Here is a 15,225-nt window from a genome sequence, read left to right on the forward strand (position 1 = left end):
ATGGAAATTGCGGTGCACGAAGTCGGGCGGGGGCGTCAGCCGGTGAAGGAGTAAGGGCGGTTTCCGGTGCCGATGTTGGGGAGGACCAGCAGGGCTCCGTCCGCTTCGGTCGGGTCCAGTAGGCCGTCGCGGGCCGTGGTGACGTACAGGTCCGTCAGGTCCGGGCCGCCGAAGCAGCAGTCCGTCGGGCATCGGGCCGGCAGCGGGATCGTCTGCTCCAGCTCGCCTTCCGGGGTGTAGCAGCGGATTTCGCCCCGGTCGCGCACCGCGACCCAGACCCGGCCCGCGTCGTCGATGCACAGCCCGCCCGGTTCGCCGTCGACGTCGACGAGCGCCCGGCGGTTGCCGGCCGCACCGGCGACGAGGTCGAAGTCCAGCACGTCGATGCGCCGCGCCGCGCCGTCCGACAGGTACATCCGGGTGTCGTCCGGGCTCCAACCGATGCCGTATCCGGCGACCAGGCCCGGCACCGCGATGTTCGCCGCGCCGTCCGCGGTCACGCGGGCCAGCCAGCCGCCTTCGCCCACCGTCGTCGCCCACAACCGGCCCTTGCGGTCGATCATGGTCGCTCCGGCCCGGATGTCGTCGCGGGCCCAGTAGACCAGCCACGTGCGCTGCGCACCGCCGGCGTCGAACAGGGCGATGCCTTCGGCCAGGTGCAGCAGCAGCCCGCCGCGGCTGCGCGGTTTCGCGGCGCCGACCTGCTGCGGCAGCCCCATCACGTGATCGGTGTGCCCGGGGACGTAGCGGTGCGCGGTGTGGGCGGGCGCATCGGTCCAGAGCAGCGTGTCGGTTCCGACGTCCCAGGTTGGTGCCTGTCCGGACCGAGCCTCCGCCGGTACCGCGATGTCGACCTTCACAGGTCACCTTTCCGGGTAAGAAGCACAACGATCGGGAACCTTACCGGGGAAGCCGATGTTGATCATGGTTCGCCCCGAATGAAGTGCTGGCGGAGGCGAAACTCAGGGTCATCCCGGAGACCAGCGGGGTCTCCGCCGCGTAGCCTCATTGGTGTGAACCGACTGCCTGAACGCCGCCGGGCGCGAGTGATGCCCCAGAATCCGCTAGGCGCCGCGGTGGGCATGCTGGTCGCCGTCGCGGTGCTCTACGGCATCGAGCTCTTCGACGTCGCCGACCCCGCGGCGGATCTCGAGGCCAACGGCATCGCGCCGCGCGACGTCAGCGGCCTGGACGGCATCCTGTGGGCGCCGCTGCTGCACGCCGGCTGGGGGCACCTATGGGCCAACACGCTGCCGCTGCTGGTGCTCGGCTGGTTGGTGCTGGCCGGTGGGCTGCGGCAGTTCGTCGCGGTGACCGCGACGGTCTGGATCGTCGGCGGCGTCGGCACCTGGCTGATCGGGGCGCCCGGCGTGCACATAGGCGCGTCCGGGGTGATCTTCGGCTGGATGGTGTTCCTGCTGCTGCGCGGCTTCTTCCAGCGCAGCTTCGCGCAGATCCTGGTCGCTGTCGTGCTGTTCTTCTACTGGGGCGGCATGTTGTGGGGGGTGCTGCCCGGCCAGGTCGGGATCTCCTGGGAGGGGCACCTGTTCGGCGCGCTGGGCGGGGTGCTCGCGGCCTGGCTGGTGGCGCGCAGCACGCGCGGGCAGGCCGCGGGATCCGAGACTGGCAAACTGGCCGGGTGACTGACGCACCGATCGGGATCTTCGACTCCGGCGTCGGCGGGCTGACCGTGACCCGCGCGATCATGGACCAACTGCCTGCCGAAAGGCTGCATTACGTCGGCGACACGGCCAACGCGCCGTACGGTCCGATGCCGCTGGCGGAGATCCGCGCGCGAACCCTCGCGATCACCGACTCGCTGGTGGACGAGGGCGTGAAGATGCTGGTGCTCGCCTGCAACTCCGCGTCGGCGGCGTGCCTGCGCGACGCCCGGGAGCGCTACCAGATCCCGGTGGTCGAAGTGGTCCTGCCCGCGGCGCGGCGAGCGGTGGCGACCACCCGCAATGGGCGGATCGGCGTGATCGGCACCAAGGCCACCATCACGTCCCGCGCCTACGACGACGCTTTCAACGTCGCCCCGGGCATCACGGTCACCACGGTGGCATGCCCGCGCTTCGTGGACTTCGTCGAGCGCGGCATCACCAGCGGCCGCCAGATCCTGGGCCTGGCGCAGAGCTACCTGGACCCGCTGCAGCAGGCCGACGTCGACACCCTGGTGCTCGGCTGCACGCACTACCCGATGCTCACCGGGGTGCTGCAGCTCGCGATGGGTGATCAGGTGACGCTTGTCTCCAGCGCGGAGGAGACGGCCAAGGACGTGCTGCGGGTGCTCACCGAGAACGACCTGCTCGCAGCCCCGGAAGCGGTGCCCGAGCACGAGTTCCGCGCCACCGGCGCACCGGACCGGTTTGCCCGGATGGCGGCCCGGTTCCTCGGCCCGGCACTCGTGGCCGATGCCGTTCGGCCGCTGACCGTGTCAAGCTCGATCGCATGAAGCTGACGATCCTCGGTTGTTCCGGCAGCTTTCCCGGCCCTGATTCGCCGTCGTCCGGGTACCTGCTGGAGTCCGGCGGCACGCGAATCGCGCTCGACCTCGGCAACGGCACGCTCGGCGCGATGCAGCGGTTCATCGACCCGTTCCAGCTCGACGCGGTGTTCCTCAGCCACCTGCACCCCGACCACTGCGCGGATTTCGGTGCGCTGGCGGTGCTGCGCCGCTACCACCCGAAGCCCCCGTACGACGGGACCGAGCGCCCGTTGCCGGTGATCGCTCCCGAGAACGCGCCGGAGCGGCTCGCCGCCCTCTACGCGCCGAACGCCGCCGAGCTCGCCCGGACCGATCTGTCGGATGTGTTCGAGTTCGTCCCGATTTCCGCGGAGCCGGTGCGCATCGGGCCGTTCGAGGTGCAGGCGGTGCCGATGGCGCACCTGTGCCCGGCGTGGGGTTTCCGCGTGGCGGCCGAGGGCAAGGTGCTGGCCTACACCGGCGATACCGGGCCGTGCCCGCAGCTGACCCAACTCGCCGCGGACGCCGACGTGCTGCTGTCGGAGGCGTCCTGGGCGGACTTCCCGGACGCGCCGGACGGCGTACACCTGTCCGGGCGCCAAGCGGCGGAGGTGGCGAAGACGGCCCGGGCCCGCCGTCTGCTGCTCACGCACATCGTGCCGTGGGCGGATCGCGACGCGATCCTCGCCGAGGCGAAGGCCGCCTTCGACGGCCCCGCCGAGCTCGTCGTCGCCGACCGAATGTACGACATCTGAGGGATATTCGGCTGCGTCGCGACGCCTCCGCTGCGACGACTCGGCCGTCGTGGACGATCACCTCGTGCTCCGGCGTGCCGGTGACGCCGATGCGCTCGACATGGCCGACGGGTGGCCGCGTTCCGTTGCCGCAGCGCTGCTGGCCGTGCGCCGGGCGCACGGCGATGACGTGGTGCGGCGCTGGTTCTCGCGTGTCGTCGTGCCGCAACGCGAATGCTGGGTGGCCGTCGACGCGGGCTCGGTTGTTGGGCTCCTGGTGCTCGACGGCGCGGAGCTGGACCAGCTCTACCTCGAACCGTTGTGGCGCGGCCGTGGCCTGGGTGGCAGGTTCGTGGACCTGGCCAAGCGGCGCCGACCCGGCGGACCGGACCTGTGGACGTTCCAGGTCAACGCCCCGGCGCAGCGGTTCTACGAGCGGCATGGCTTCGTCGAGGTCGAACGGACCGACGGGCGGCGAAACGAGGAACGAGAACCGGACATCCGGTACGCCTGGCGACCGTAGAGCTGGCGCGCGGAATGGCGCCCCCACCTGGGAGCGGCGATTTCGCGCGAAATCGCCGCTCGCCACGCGTGCCAGGCGGCGATTTCGCGCGAAATCGCCATCCCGCGTGCGGCGTCCTGCGTGCGGCGTCCTGCGTGCGGCGTCCTGCGTGCGGCGTCCTGCGTGCGGCGTCCTGCGTGCGGCGTCCTGCGTGCGGCGTCCTGCGTGCGGCGTCCCGCGTGCGGCGTCCTGCGTGCGGCGTCCCGCGCCGACGCGGCGTGCCCGGTTCGTCCGGCCGGGTGCCAGGGGTGGTCGGCGGGGCGGGGACAGGGCGGGCTTAGGGTTGGGGCGTGGCACGAGCTGATGGGCGGAGCGACGACGCGCTCCGAGAGGTGCGGATCACCCGCGGATACCAGGACTGGCCGGCCGGGTCGGTGCTGGTGGAATTCGGCAAGACCCGGGTGTTGTGCGCGGCCAGCGTCCAGGATGGCGTGCCGCGCTGGCGGACCGGTTCCGGGCTGGGTTGGGTGACCGCCGAGTACGCGATGCTGCCGTCCTCGACGAACACCCGCAGCGCCCGCGAGTCGGTGAAGGGCCGCATCGGCGGTCGCACCCACGAGATCAGCCGGCTGATCGGCCGCTCGCTGCGGGCCTGCATCGACATGGCGGCGCTGGGCGAGAACACCATCACGCTGGACTGCGACGTGATCCAGGCCGACGGCGGCACCCGCACCGCCGCGATCACCGGTGCCTACGTGGCGCTGGCGGACGCGGTGACGTGGCTGGGCGCGGCCGGTCGGCTGTCCGACCCGAAGCCGCTGTCCTGCTCGGTCGCCGCGGTCAGCGTCGGCGTGGTGGATGGCCGGGTGCGGCTGGACCTGCCCTACGAGGAAGACTCCCGCGCCGAGGTCGACATGAACGTGGTGGCCACCGACCACGGCACCCTGGTGGAGGTGCAGGGCACCGGCGAGGGCGCCACCTACACGCGGTCCACGATGGACAAGATGATCGACTTCGCGCTGGACGGCTGCGCCAAGCTCGCCCAGCTGCAGGCCGCGGCGCTTGCCGAGCCCTACCCGGGCGAGCTGCCGGGGAGCGCCGCATGACCCGCGTCCTGCTGGCCACCCGCAACCAAAAGAAGCTGGTGGAACTGCGCCGAATCCTGGAAGCCGAGGGCGTGACGGGCGTGGAGGTCGTCGGGCTGGCCGACGTCCCGGACTTCCCGGAAGCCCCGGAAACGGGCGCGACGTTCGAGGAGAACGCGGTGGCGAAGGCCGCCGACGCGGCGAAGGCCACCGGCCTGCCCGCGGTCGCCGACGACTCGGGCATCGCGGTCGACGCGCTCAACGGCATGCCGGGCGTCCTGTCGGCCCGCTGGTCCGGCAAGCACGGCGATGACCAGGCGAACCTGGACCTCCTGCTGGGCCAGCTCGCGGACGTCCCCGACGAGCGCCGCGGCGCGGCATTCGTCTCGGCGTCGGCGCTGGTGCTGCCGAACGGCACGGAAACCGTGGTGCGTGGCGAATGGCGAGGAACGGTGATCCGGGAGGAGCGCGGAGCCAACGGCTTCGGCTACGACCCGGTCTTCGTCCCGGCAGGCGAAACCCGAACCAGCGCAGAGCTCTCCCCGGAGGAGAAGGACGCCGACTCCCACCGGGGCCGAGCGCTCCGGCTGCTGCTCCCAGCGCTGCGCGAACTGGCGGGCTGAGCGTTCAGAACCACTTGACCCGCACGCCTGGGCCGAGGCGATCTACACCTCGGAAGGTGCTTGCCCGGCTGAGGAACAGTTGCAGCTGCAGGTCGGCCAGCGGCGTGAGGTCGATGTTGTCGAAGTTCCGCAGCGCAAGGGTGTGCAGGCTCGCCATTTCCCGCACAGGCCGCAAGTCCGCGATCGCTGGGCAAGCCGACAGCAACAGATGTCGGAGGGCAGACAAATCGCACAAAGCCTGCAGACTCGAAATCGCGCAGTTCCGGATTTCCAACCTCTGCACCTCTGCACGTTGTTGAATCGTGGAAGTACGTGCTCAAAGTCGGCTGCATTACTGTTGTGCAGCGCCAGCCCTCGCAGCTCGCTCAGTTCGGCGATCGGCGCAAGAGCGTCGGCTCGGCGAAAACCGGTAATGGTCAACGAGCGCAGTGAACTCATCGTCGTGATCGGCTGGTAGTCAGTGATCCGATCCATGCCGAACAGCCCGATGCCCTCCAGCGATCGAAGGTCCGCGAGGAAGGTCAAGCTGCGCATGTGCGGTTGCTGGTAAATGCCCAGAATTCGCAGCTTGCTCAGGCGTCGAATCACCTTCAGTTCGGTCCACCTGCCGCCGCGACGGAGGTAGAGCTCTTGCAGTTGCAGGTGTTCGGCCAGCGGAGCGGCGGAGACCGTTCCATTGGGGAAGAGTGCGAGACGGGTGAGATCCCTGACGGATTCAAGGAATTTCAGGTCTGCTACTCGGTCCTTGGTGATATCGACTTCGAGGTTGCGCAAGCATCGCAAGTGTTCGGTGTTCGCGACTTGGTCGACGCTGCGTGCCACGACGTGACCGTTGTCCAAGGCAGCGTCCTTGAGAACGGTGCGGGCGTACACTTCGGGGTCGAAGAGATCCCAAGCGGAGCAAAGCTCTCTTTGGACTGCGGGGCGGGCGTCCGCCACGTGAGCCGCCAACCGATGCAGCGCACGTCGGTGAGCTCCGCATCCTGCGGTTCTCCGTCTTCTTCCTGCTCAGCCAGGTCGTGGCGACTTGCTTGACGACCGCGCCGCCGACACGCAGGAAGGCTGTTTCGAGTCCGGACACGAGACCCCCTCAGGTAGACTCCGCTGCCGATCTTCTCGGGATCGCCGATTCCGGACAAATGTGCTGGTCAACTACGATGGGTAGTTGTCCCGGCAAGAAAGCAGTGCCCGGGTGGTCGGCGACAGATCGGTCGGCCCAGACGGGCGGGGCGGCTCCCACGGTCCAGCGAGTCGTCGCGGTGGGCGCGGGGCGTGACGAAAGGTCGTGATCGAAAAACTCTCGGTAATTCAATACGGGGCAATTCCATTCAATTCGGATTTATTGCCCCCATGCGATATCCCGCCGCTCTTGTCTTGTCGCACCCCGTAATCCGTTCGTGGCAGGTGAAACTACGCTTGTAGGTGGGGTGAGCAAATGAGACAAGGCAATATGAGGCAATTCGTCCGCTTTCGGGTGTGTGTTGCAGGTGTTGTTCTCGGGACGTTGATCGGGGTGGCCGCGTGCTCTCCGGCCGGAGGCGGCGGGCAGGGCGCCGAGGCGCCTCCCAAGCCCGCGCCGGTCGTCGACATCACGGCCGCCGGGGGCGACCAGGTGAACCCGACTACGCCGATCGACGTGTCGGTCCACAACGGCAAGCTCACGGCCGTCACCGTGACCAATCCCGACGGCAAGCAGGTCGCCGGGCAGATGGCGGACGGTCAGGCGAGCTGGCGCACCACCGAGGTGCTCGCCTACGCCAAGGTCTACGACGTGACCGCGACGGTCGTCGACGGCGACGGGAAGACCAGCACGCAGCACAAGGCGATCCACACGCTCGCTCCCGCGGCGCAGGCGTACCCGAGCGTCGTCCCGGCGCCGTCGACCCACGACGTGGGTGTCGGTCAACCCATCGTCGTCCGGTTCGACCACTCCATCAAGGATCGCGCCGCCGCGGAGAAGGCGCTGCAGATCAGCAGCACCCCCAACCAGCCCGGGGGCTGGTACTGGCTTTCCGACAAGGAAGTGCACTACCGGCCGCAGAACTACTGGCAGCCGGGCACGAAGGTCTCGCTGAAGATCAACCTCTACGGCGTCGACCTGGGCGGCGGGGTGTACGGGCAGACCGACCGTAGCATCGACTTCGCGGTGCACGACTCCTGGATCGCGAAGGCGGACGGCAACACCGAGCAGATGCAGATCTTCCACAACGGTCAGCTCGTCAACACGATGCCCATCAGCATGGGCAAGGACGTCACCCCGACGCACCTCGGTGCGCACGTGATCTCGGACAAGCAGCAGAAGTACACGATGGACTCTTGCTCCTACGGGGTGTGCCCGCCCGATCCGAACGCGTACCGGTCCGACGAGTTCTTCGCCGAACGCATCTCCAACGACGGCGAGTTCGTCCACGAGAACCCGGCCAGCGTTGCCCAGCAGGGCAGTTCCAACGTCTCGCACGGTTGCATCAACCTTGACCAGGCCAACGCGCAGTGGTTCTTCGACCACTTCGGGCTCGGCGACGTCGTCGAGGTCACCAACTCCGGTGGTCCGGCGTTGCCGGTGTGGGACACCTACGGCGACTGGTCGCTGTCCTGGGACAAGTGGAAGGCCGGTAGCGCCCTCCACTAGCGAATCCTGGAGCCTCCAGGTGGTCGGCATGCGAGGTTCGATAACGGCGCTATGAACCGATAACGGCGTTACCGACCGGGGCAATGGTCCTCTCGGATCTGGTCGCCGCACCGGCGCGGTGTGATGCCCCTCGCCCCGGAGTGAACCTGAGTAGTTCCAGAAGCTAACTTCAGAGGTCGTGTTAACAGATTGGCTCGAACTGGCGCTGCTCGTCGTCGTCGGCTTCCTGTCCGGCGCGATCAACGCCGTGGCCGGGGGCGGCTCGCTGCTGGTCTTCCCGGCTCTGCTGGCGACCGGAATGTCGCCGCTGGTGGCCAACGTGACCAACTCGGTGGCGCAGGGCCCCGGATTCGTCGGGGCCGCGATCAGCCAACGCAAGGACCTCACCGGAACGCCGCGGCGGGTGTGGCTGACCACGGTGGCCGCGGCCGTCGGATCGGCGCTGGGCTGCGTGCTGCTGATGGTCCTGCCGGGCAAGGTCTTCGACGCCGTCGTGCCCGTGCTGGTGGGGCTGTCCGCCGTGCTGATGGCGTTCCAGAACACCATCCGCAAGTGGCTGGGGACGCCCGGCGAGGACGCTCCGGACCGCACCGTGCTGCTGACCGTCGGGATCTTCCTCGCCTCGATCTACGGCGGCTACTTCGGCGGCGCGCGCAGCGTCATCCTGATCGCGATCCTGGTGCTCGCCGCCACCGACAGCATGCGCCGGTTGAACGCGCTGAAGAGCTGGCTGGGCATGATCGGCAGCGCGGTCACGCTGATCGTCTATGCGCTGATCGCGCCGGTCGACTGGATCGCCGTGCTGATGCTGGTGCCGACCACGGTGCTGGGTGGTTTCGTCGGCGGCAAGCTCGCCCAGAAGTTGCCGTCGAACCTGCTGCGCTACCTGGTCGTCGTGATCGCCGCCGGGGTGGCGATCTACATGGCGCTTGACTAGCGCAGCGGAGGTCCGGTTGGGAGGGGCACCGGCCGAGTCGGTGCCCGTTCGGTCAGACTCCGAGATCCTTGCGGAGCCGGTCCACATGGCCGGTGGCCTTGACGTTGTACAGCGCCTTGGCGATTTTGCCCTCCGGGTCCACCACGAAGGTCGACCGGATCACGCCCTGCACGGTCTTGCCGTAGTTCTGCTTCTCGCCGAACGCACCCCACGCCGTCATGACGGACCTGTCCTCGTCGGCCAGCAGCGGGAACGTCAGGCCCTCGGCGTCGCGGAAGCTCGCCAGCTTGGCCGGCTTGTCCGGGGAGATGCCGAGGACGTCGAAGCCCGCGTCGCCCAGCACCGCCAGGCTGTCGCGGAAGTCGCAGGCCTGTTTGGTGCAGCCGGGCGTGCTCGCCGCCGGGTAGAAGTAGACCACCACGGACCGGCCCCGGTAGTCGCTTAGCGACACGGTGTTGCCGTCGGCGTCCTGCAGGGAGAACTCGGGTGCCTTGTCGCCTGTCGAGAGTCGGTTCTGTTCGCTCATGCTCCCGACGCTAGCCGATGCTCCCGACCCGTTCGTGGGCGGTAAAGCGACGATCACTCCGACCGGAGCTCGCCGCTGGCGGGGATCAGCTGGGAGACCTGGGTGATCCGCGGTTGGGCGGGGGCTCGGTCCGCTGTCGCGATGAATCCGCCGACGAGCAGTCCGGCGACCGCCGAGGCGGTCACTGCCAGCGCGCAGGTGGTGTATAGGCGGATGGACACCGCGATTCCCTTCGGGTGGCTGGGATTCCGGCGATCGAAGCCGGCGTGGACCTGATCGACTTTTTCGCCCGGTTCGTTACCGGCGTCCCTCGAAAGGGTGATCACGGATTTCGAGTTGCGGGCCGTGAGCACCCCGCGTAGACGGGAGTGGCCGTGCCCCCCACCGACTGCCGGAGGATCACCATGCCCACCGTCGCCGACCAGTTCATCGAAGTGCTCGTGCAAGCCGGGGTCCGGCGGATCTACGGCATAGTCGGGGACAGCCTCAACCCGGTGGTCGATGCGGTCCGCCGCACCGAGGGCATCGAGTGGGTCCACGTGCGCCACGAGGAGGCAGCGGCCTTCGCCGCCGGGGCGGAAGCGCAGCTGACCGGGCGGCTCGCGGTGTGCGCGGGCAGTTGCGGACCGGGCAACCTGCACCTGATCAACGGCTTGTTCGACGCGCACCGCAGCGGGGCTCCGGTGCTGGCGCTCGCGTCGCACATCCCGTCCGAGCAGATCGGGACCGGGTTCTTCCAGGAAACCCACCCCGAGGAACTGTTCGACGAGTGCAGCCACTTCTGCGAGCTGCTGTCGCAGCCCGAGCAGATGCCGCGCCTGCTGCGCACCGCGATCCAGACCGCTGCCGGTCGGCGCGGCGTTTCCGTGCTGGTGCTGCCCGGTGACGTCGCGCAGAAGTCCGCGGTCCGTCCCACCGGCCACGGGATCGTCGAGTGCGAACCACCGGTGGTGGTGCCGTCCGAGGACCAGGTGGCCGCGTTCGCCGGCAAGCTGAACGGGGCGGAGCGGCCGATGTTCTTCTGCGGCGCGGGAACCCGCGGCGCGCACCGGGAAGTCATGGAACTCGCCGGGCGGTTGAACGCTCCGGTCGGGCATGCGCTGCGCGGCAAGGAGTGGATCCAGTACGACAACCCCTTCGACGTCGGGATGAGCGGCCTGCTCGGCTACGGCGCCTGCTACGACGCGATGCACCGCGCGGACCTGGTCGTGCTGCTGGGCACCGACTTCCCCTACGACAACTTCCTGCCGCAGGCCAACACCGTGCAGGTCGACATCGAGCCCGCCCACCTCGGGCGGCGCACGGTGCTGGACCTGGCCGTGCACGGTGATGTCGGGGAGACCATCCGCGCCGTCCTGCCGCGCGTTCCGCAGAAGTCGGACCGGTCCTTCCTGGACCGGATGCTGCGCGAGCACGCCGGCCAGTTGGAGCGCGTCGTGGACGCCTACACGCGCAACGTCGAGACGCAGGTGCCGATCCATCCGGAGTACGTCGCGGACGTGCTCGACGACCTCGCCGCAGACGACGCGGTGTTCACAGTGGACACCGGGATGTGCAACGTGTGGGCGGCCCGCTACATCACGCCGAACGGGCGGCGGCGGGTGCTCGGCTCCTTCGTGCACGGTTCGATGGCCAACGCGTTGCCGCAGGCCATCGGGGCGCAGATCGCCGAGCCGGGACGTCAGGTGATCTCGATGTCCGGGGACGGCGGGCTGTCGATGCTGCTCGGCGACCTGCTGACGCTGCGCACCCATCGGCTGCCGGTGAAGGTCGTGGTGTTCAACAACTCATCGCTGGGCATGGTGAAGCTGGAGATGCTGGTCGACGGGCTGCCCGACTTCGGCACCGACTACGACCACGTCGACTTCGCCGCGCTTGCGGCCGCCGCCGGGATGCACTCGGTGCGGGTGGAGAAGCCCGGCGAGGTGCGCGATGCCCTGGCCGACGCGTTGCGCAGCCCGGGGCCGGCGCTTGTGGACGTGGTGACCGACCCCAATGCGCTGTCGATCCCGCCGCGGATCACCGGTGACCAGGTGAAGGGCTTCGCGCTCGCGGTCAGCCGCACGGTCCTCTCCGGCGGCGTGGGCAAGATGGTGCAGCTCGCGCGCAGCAACCTGCGCAACGTGCCGCGGCCGTAAGCCGACGTTCGCGGCCGTAAGCCGGCGTTCGCGGCCGGGGCGGCGCCTCAACCTGGGGCGCCGGCTGGTCGCCGCCCATGAACCGGCGGCGTCGCGCGTCGGTTTCGCTTGCCCGCCAGCACAACGCGGGCACCGTCCAATGCGGCGCGGAACGAGCCCGCGGCGACCCGTTCCGCCGGTGAGCCGCGTTCTGCGGAGTGCATTCAGCCATTCGCCCTATTCACCGGAATAGTCGGGTGGTCGATTTCTGTACGGGTGATGGGGTGGTGACGCAACGTGGAGAGCCGTGGAGGATGTAGATCATGACAGTCAGTCCCACGGTGCGTCGTCGTCGCCTTGCCGCCGAGTTGCGCCGCCTGCGGGCGCAGGCCGAGGTCACCCAGCAGCAGGCCGCCACCCACCTCGGCTGCACGCAAGCGAAAATCGGACGGTTCGAAACCGCGAAGCGGTCCCCATCGGTCGGCGACGTATCCGCTTTGCTGGATTTCTACGGGGTGGACGGTGCCGAGCGGGACCAGCTGATCAACCTGGTGCGGGACGCCCGGAAGCGGGGCTGGTGGCATTCCTACAGCGACGTCCTGCCGGAGTGGTACGAAACCTACGTCGGGTTGGAAGCCGAAGCGTCTTCAATTCATACGTACGAGTCCGAGGCCATCCCGGGATTGCTCCAAACACGTGAATATGCGCATGCGTTGACCAAAGCGACGCTCATTCGAGCGGACGATTCCGAAATTACCCGGAGGGTCGATCTGCGGATTCAGCGCCAGCAGCGGGTCGTCGGCCCGAACCCGCTAGTAGAGTTGTGGGCGGTCGTGGGGGAATCGGCCTTGCGGCGCTGCGTCGGGGGCAACGGGGTGCTGCGCCGGCAGCTAGAGCACGTGCTCAAGCTGGTGGAAATGCCGCACGTAACGCTGCAGGTGATGCCGCTGGACGCGGGTGCCCATCCGGCCCAGGCCGGCCCGTTCGTTATCCTCCGCTACTCGAATCACATCGATCCCGATGTGGTTTATCTGGAAACCCATGTGGGCGGGCTTTACCTCGAAAGGGAGATCGAGCTGTCTAACTACGTCATCATGATGGACCATTTACGGGCGCATGCGGTAGATCCGGAAGGTTCCGTTCAACTCATCCAACAACGCATAGGAGAGCTGTAGATGGCAAACATCACCGACTGGCGCACCAGCACCCGGACCCAGGGCCAGGGCCAGTGCGTCGAAGTCGGCTTCGGGGCTGACTGCGTCGGGGTTCGCGACACCAAGAACCGAGCCGCCGGTCAGATAACCGTTGCAGTGCCACGCTGGCACGAGTTCGTCCGCGGCCTGAAGCACGGCAGCTTCGGCTCCTGACGGGTAGTGGCTCCGCTCACCACCGGAGCGGAGCCACCAACAACCGGAACCGCTCGACGGGTCAGCCCGGCTGGAGGAACGGCGCCAGCAGCCCCGGCACCGCTTCCTCCGCCATCGCCAGGCCAGCTCCGGTGCCGACGTCGTGCACCTCGTAGATGCTGTTCCCGGCGGCAGTCGTTGCCCCGATGCTCATCAGGTTCGAGCGCCGTTGGAAAACGGTCCGGGTGATGCGCCAGCCGATGATCCCGTCGCGTTGCAGGGCGACCGTGCGGCGAATTCCGGTGCCGGACCGCGCGATCAGGTAGCGATCGTCGACCCGGTGGCCGAGGCTCCGGTAGGCGTCCACCGCGAAACCGAGCGCCACCGCTACAGCGACCACCCCCACTGCCGCGGGCACGGCTGCCGGCACCCAGCCGATCATCGCGGCCACCGCGGCCGCCGCGATGAACGGCACCGCCGCCACGAGAGCCCAGGTAATGCGCCGCCGCAGCGCGGCCCGCGGATGCCGCCGCAATTCGCCTTCGGTGGGCGGCCCTCCCTCCCGCAGGACCTCGGCAGCCACCCGTTGCGCTTCCGCGCGGGGAGCCGGCGGCAGCAGCGTCTTGTTGTCCGGCTGGTGCTCTTCCTGCTTCTGGTTCAGCCCGGTGGCCACGGCGTGCAGCCGCGCCCCGCGGGCCCAGCGCAGCAGCAGCGGTTCCGCGAGCTCGACGCCGCGCAGGCGGCGTTCCTCCAGCGAGATCGACCGGGTGGTGAGCAGGCCGCGCTTCACCCGCAGCGTGTCGCCCCGCTCCCGGGTCAGCCGGAAGCCCCACCACATCTCCACCGACAACGCGATGGCGCCTAACGCGCCCACCACCAGGGCGATGACGAGTCCGGCCGCGATCACCAGCCACAGCGACGACACCAGCACGGCGTGTGCGACGGAGTCGAAGAAGCCGAAGGCCTTCAGCAGTTCGCTGAACGATCCGACGGCCGAGCCGATCGCGCCCCAGACGATCAGCACGAACGAGAAGGTCAGCGCGGAGTAGCGGAACCATGCGGGGTTGAGGCGGGCGAGCACGGCCTCGCCCGGCTCGGCGCTCGCCGCAGCGGTGCCCGCCGCGATGTTCGGCACGGTGACCGGATCGCCGTGCGGCGCGGTGTCCGAAGTGGACGATCCGCCGAACAGCAGTTCCTGGCGCAGGGATTCGGCGTGGTGACGGGAGATCGCGTCGAGCTTGAGATCATTGCCCTCGCTCGCCTGGCCGCCGGTGCCGATCTTGACGGTGGTGACCCGGAACAGCCGGTGGCCCGGGTCCGCCGTGAGGTCCACGCTGCGGATCCGCTCGCGCGGGATCCAGCGGTGGTTGCGGGTCAGCACCCCGTGGCGCAGCTCGAAGCGCTCCTCGGTGATCCGGTACCAGGTGAGCCACCACTCGGCCGCGGCGTACCCGGCGATCAATACCGCGATGCCGACCCAGATCAGCGTGGTGATCAGCAAGGTTGCCGGCTTGGCGTTGGACAGGAGCATGACCGCCGCGGTCGGCACCAGCGGCGCCAGCACCAGGGTGGCGGCCGCCGCGATGGTCTTCGGGTCCAGGCGCCGCCACTGCCCGTCGATGACGCTGCTCATGTGGCATCCCCCGGGGTGACCTGCGTGGTGGCCGTCAACTGCTCGACGAGCGCCGCCGCGACCTCCCGGTCCAGGCCGTCGATCGTCAGCGGGCCGGCGGCGGACGCGGTGGTGACCGTGACGCTGGACAGGTTGAACAGCTGCTGGATCGGGCCCCGCACGGTGTCCACCGTCTGGATCCGCGACATCGGCGCGATGCGCCATTCCTGGCGCAGCCAGCCCGCTGCGGTGTAGACGGCGTCCTCGGTGGTTTCCCAGCGGTGCACGCGGTACCGCCACTGCGGCATCACCAGCGTGTAGGGCACCCCCAGCGCGGCGACCACGACCAGCGCGAGCACCAGCCAGAACCGCGCGGGTGGGATGAGCACCGCCGTGATCGCCAGCGCGACCAGCGGCGGGACGACGAGGACCAGGGCTTGCACCGTCCACCAGCCGATGGCGCGGCGCTCGACCCGGTTGCGCGGCGGCCGCAGCCGCAGCCCGGGGGAGTTCGGATTCGTCGGGGTGGCCACTGTCGGCCCCTCTCTGTTTCGCATCGGTCAAGAACCTGTCTCCGACCGTGTCTTGGGTGGCGGTGCGGGTAGCGGACCTCCGACGCCGGCTGATCTCCGTCCTACGCAAGTTCC

The 15,225-nt window shown here is 69.0% G+C and carries 17 protein-coding genes; 11 read left to right on the top strand and 6 right to left on the bottom strand.

All coding sequences use genetic code 11. The features are described 5' to 3' along the window. Positions 1 to 35: 35 nt before the first annotated feature. Complete coding sequence (locus FDZ84_RS17720) at positions 36 to 860, bottom strand: SMP-30/gluconolactonase/LRE family protein (RefSeq protein ID WP_168586822.1); 825 nt, start codon at positions 858 to 860, stop codon at positions 36 to 38. Between the two features lie 189 nt (positions 861 to 1,049). Here FDZ84_RS17720 and FDZ84_RS17725 point away from each other — a divergent pair, with 189 nt between their 5' ends. From FDZ84_RS17725 to rdgB, 6 genes are all read left to right on the top strand, one after another. Then, positions 1,050 to 1,643, top strand: coding sequence for a rhomboid family intramembrane serine protease (locus FDZ84_RS17725; protein WP_168586823.1), 594 nt, complete (start codon positions 1,050 to 1,052; stop codon positions 1,641 to 1,643). Beyond that, complete coding sequence (gene murI / locus FDZ84_RS17730; protein WP_168586824.1) at positions 1,640 to 2,455, top strand: glutamate racemase; 816 nt, start codon at positions 1,640 to 1,642, stop codon at positions 2,453 to 2,455. Before FDZ84_RS17725 ends, murI begins: the two co-directional genes overlap by 4 nt. Then, positions 2,452 to 3,222: an MBL fold metallo-hydrolase gene (locus FDZ84_RS17735; RefSeq protein WP_168586825.1), complete on the top strand. Its 771-nt coding sequence runs from the start codon at positions 2,452 to 2,454 to the stop codon at positions 3,220 to 3,222. The genes murI and FDZ84_RS17735 overlap by 4 nt, the downstream gene beginning before the upstream one ends. 49 nt (positions 3,223 to 3,271) lie before the next feature. Next, positions 3,272 to 3,724, top strand: a complete 453-nt coding sequence (locus FDZ84_RS17740; protein WP_246869073.1) for a GNAT family N-acetyltransferase — start codon at positions 3,272 to 3,274, stop codon at positions 3,722 to 3,724. Positions 3,725 to 4,053: 329 nt separating this feature from the next. Next, entirely contained in the window at positions 4,054 to 4,809 is a 756-nt protein-coding gene (gene rph / locus FDZ84_RS17745; RefSeq protein ID WP_168586826.1) for a ribonuclease PH, read from the top strand. Continuing rightward, positions 4,806 to 5,411: an RdgB/HAM1 family non-canonical purine NTP pyrophosphatase gene (rdgB, locus tag FDZ84_RS17750; protein ID WP_168586827.1), complete on the top strand. Its 606-nt coding sequence runs from the start codon at positions 4,806 to 4,808 to the stop codon at positions 5,409 to 5,411. The genes rph and rdgB overlap by 4 nt, the downstream gene beginning before the upstream one ends. A 42-nt stretch (positions 5,412 to 5,453) precedes the next feature. On the opposite strand, the gene FDZ84_RS17755 is transcribed toward rdgB, so the two are convergent. Continuing rightward, positions 5,454 to 6,350, bottom strand: coding sequence for a hypothetical protein (locus FDZ84_RS17755; protein WP_168586828.1), 897 nt, complete (start codon positions 6,348 to 6,350; stop codon positions 5,454 to 5,456). A 511-nt stretch (positions 6,351 to 6,861) separates the two neighbouring features. On the opposite strand from FDZ84_RS17755, the gene FDZ84_RS17760 reads away from it, so the two are divergent. After that, the gene (locus FDZ84_RS17760) at positions 6,862 to 8,040 is read left to right on the top strand and encodes an Ig-like domain-containing protein (RefSeq protein WP_168586829.1); all 1,179 of its coding nucleotides are present in this window, start codon (positions 6,862 to 6,864) and stop codon (positions 8,038 to 8,040) included. Positions 8,041 to 8,218: 178 nt separating this feature from the next. Further along, positions 8,219 to 8,977, top strand: coding sequence for a sulfite exporter TauE/SafE family protein (locus FDZ84_RS17765; protein ID WP_168586830.1), 759 nt, complete (start codon positions 8,219 to 8,221; stop codon positions 8,975 to 8,977). A 52-nt stretch (positions 8,978 to 9,029) separates the two neighbouring features. On the opposite strand, the gene bcp is transcribed toward FDZ84_RS17765, so the two are convergent. Beyond that, positions 9,030 to 9,503: a thioredoxin-dependent thiol peroxidase gene (gene bcp, locus FDZ84_RS17770; RefSeq protein WP_168586831.1), complete on the bottom strand. Its 474-nt coding sequence runs from the start codon at positions 9,501 to 9,503 to the stop codon at positions 9,030 to 9,032. A 53-nt stretch (positions 9,504 to 9,556) separates the two neighbouring features. Continuing rightward, the gene (locus tag FDZ84_RS17775; RefSeq protein ID WP_168584104.1) at positions 9,557 to 9,724 is read right to left on the bottom strand and encodes a hypothetical protein; all 168 of its coding nucleotides are present in this window, start codon (positions 9,722 to 9,724) and stop codon (positions 9,557 to 9,559) included. A gap of 183 nt (positions 9,725 to 9,907) precedes the next feature. On the opposite strand from FDZ84_RS17775, the gene FDZ84_RS17780 reads away from it, so the two are divergent. From FDZ84_RS17780 to FDZ84_RS17790, 3 genes are all read left to right on the top strand, one after another. Continuing rightward, a complete protein-coding gene (locus FDZ84_RS17780; protein WP_168586832.1) occupies positions 9,908 to 11,641 on the top strand; it encodes a pyruvate dehydrogenase in 1,734 nt (577 codons plus the stop codon). Between the two features lie 302 nt (positions 11,642 to 11,943). After that, entirely contained in the window at positions 11,944 to 12,795 is an 852-nt protein-coding gene (locus tag FDZ84_RS17785) for a helix-turn-helix transcriptional regulator (protein WP_168586833.1), read from the top strand. After that, positions 12,796 to 12,987: a DUF397 domain-containing protein gene (locus tag FDZ84_RS17790; protein ID WP_168586834.1), complete on the top strand. Its 192-nt coding sequence runs from the start codon at positions 12,796 to 12,798 to the stop codon at positions 12,985 to 12,987. A gap of 61 nt (positions 12,988 to 13,048) precedes the next feature. On the opposite strand, the gene FDZ84_RS17795 is transcribed toward FDZ84_RS17790, so the two are convergent. Both FDZ84_RS17795 and FDZ84_RS17800 read right to left on the bottom strand, forming a co-directional pair. Then, on the bottom strand, positions 13,049 to 14,599 hold the full coding sequence (locus FDZ84_RS17795) for a PH domain-containing protein (RefSeq protein ID WP_168586835.1): 1,551 nt from the start codon (positions 14,597 to 14,599) through the stop codon (positions 13,049 to 13,051). After that, positions 14,596 to 15,135, bottom strand: a complete 540-nt coding sequence (locus FDZ84_RS17800) for a PH domain-containing protein (protein WP_168586836.1) — start codon at positions 15,133 to 15,135, stop codon at positions 14,596 to 14,598. The genes FDZ84_RS17795 and FDZ84_RS17800 overlap by 4 nt, the downstream gene beginning before the upstream one ends. Positions 15,136 to 15,225: the final 90 nt, after the last annotated feature.

Source organism: Saccharopolyspora sp. ASAGF58, from assembly GCF_012277335.1.
GTDB lineage: Bacteria > Actinomycetota > Actinomycetes > Mycobacteriales > Pseudonocardiaceae > Saccharopolyspora > Saccharopolyspora hattusasensis.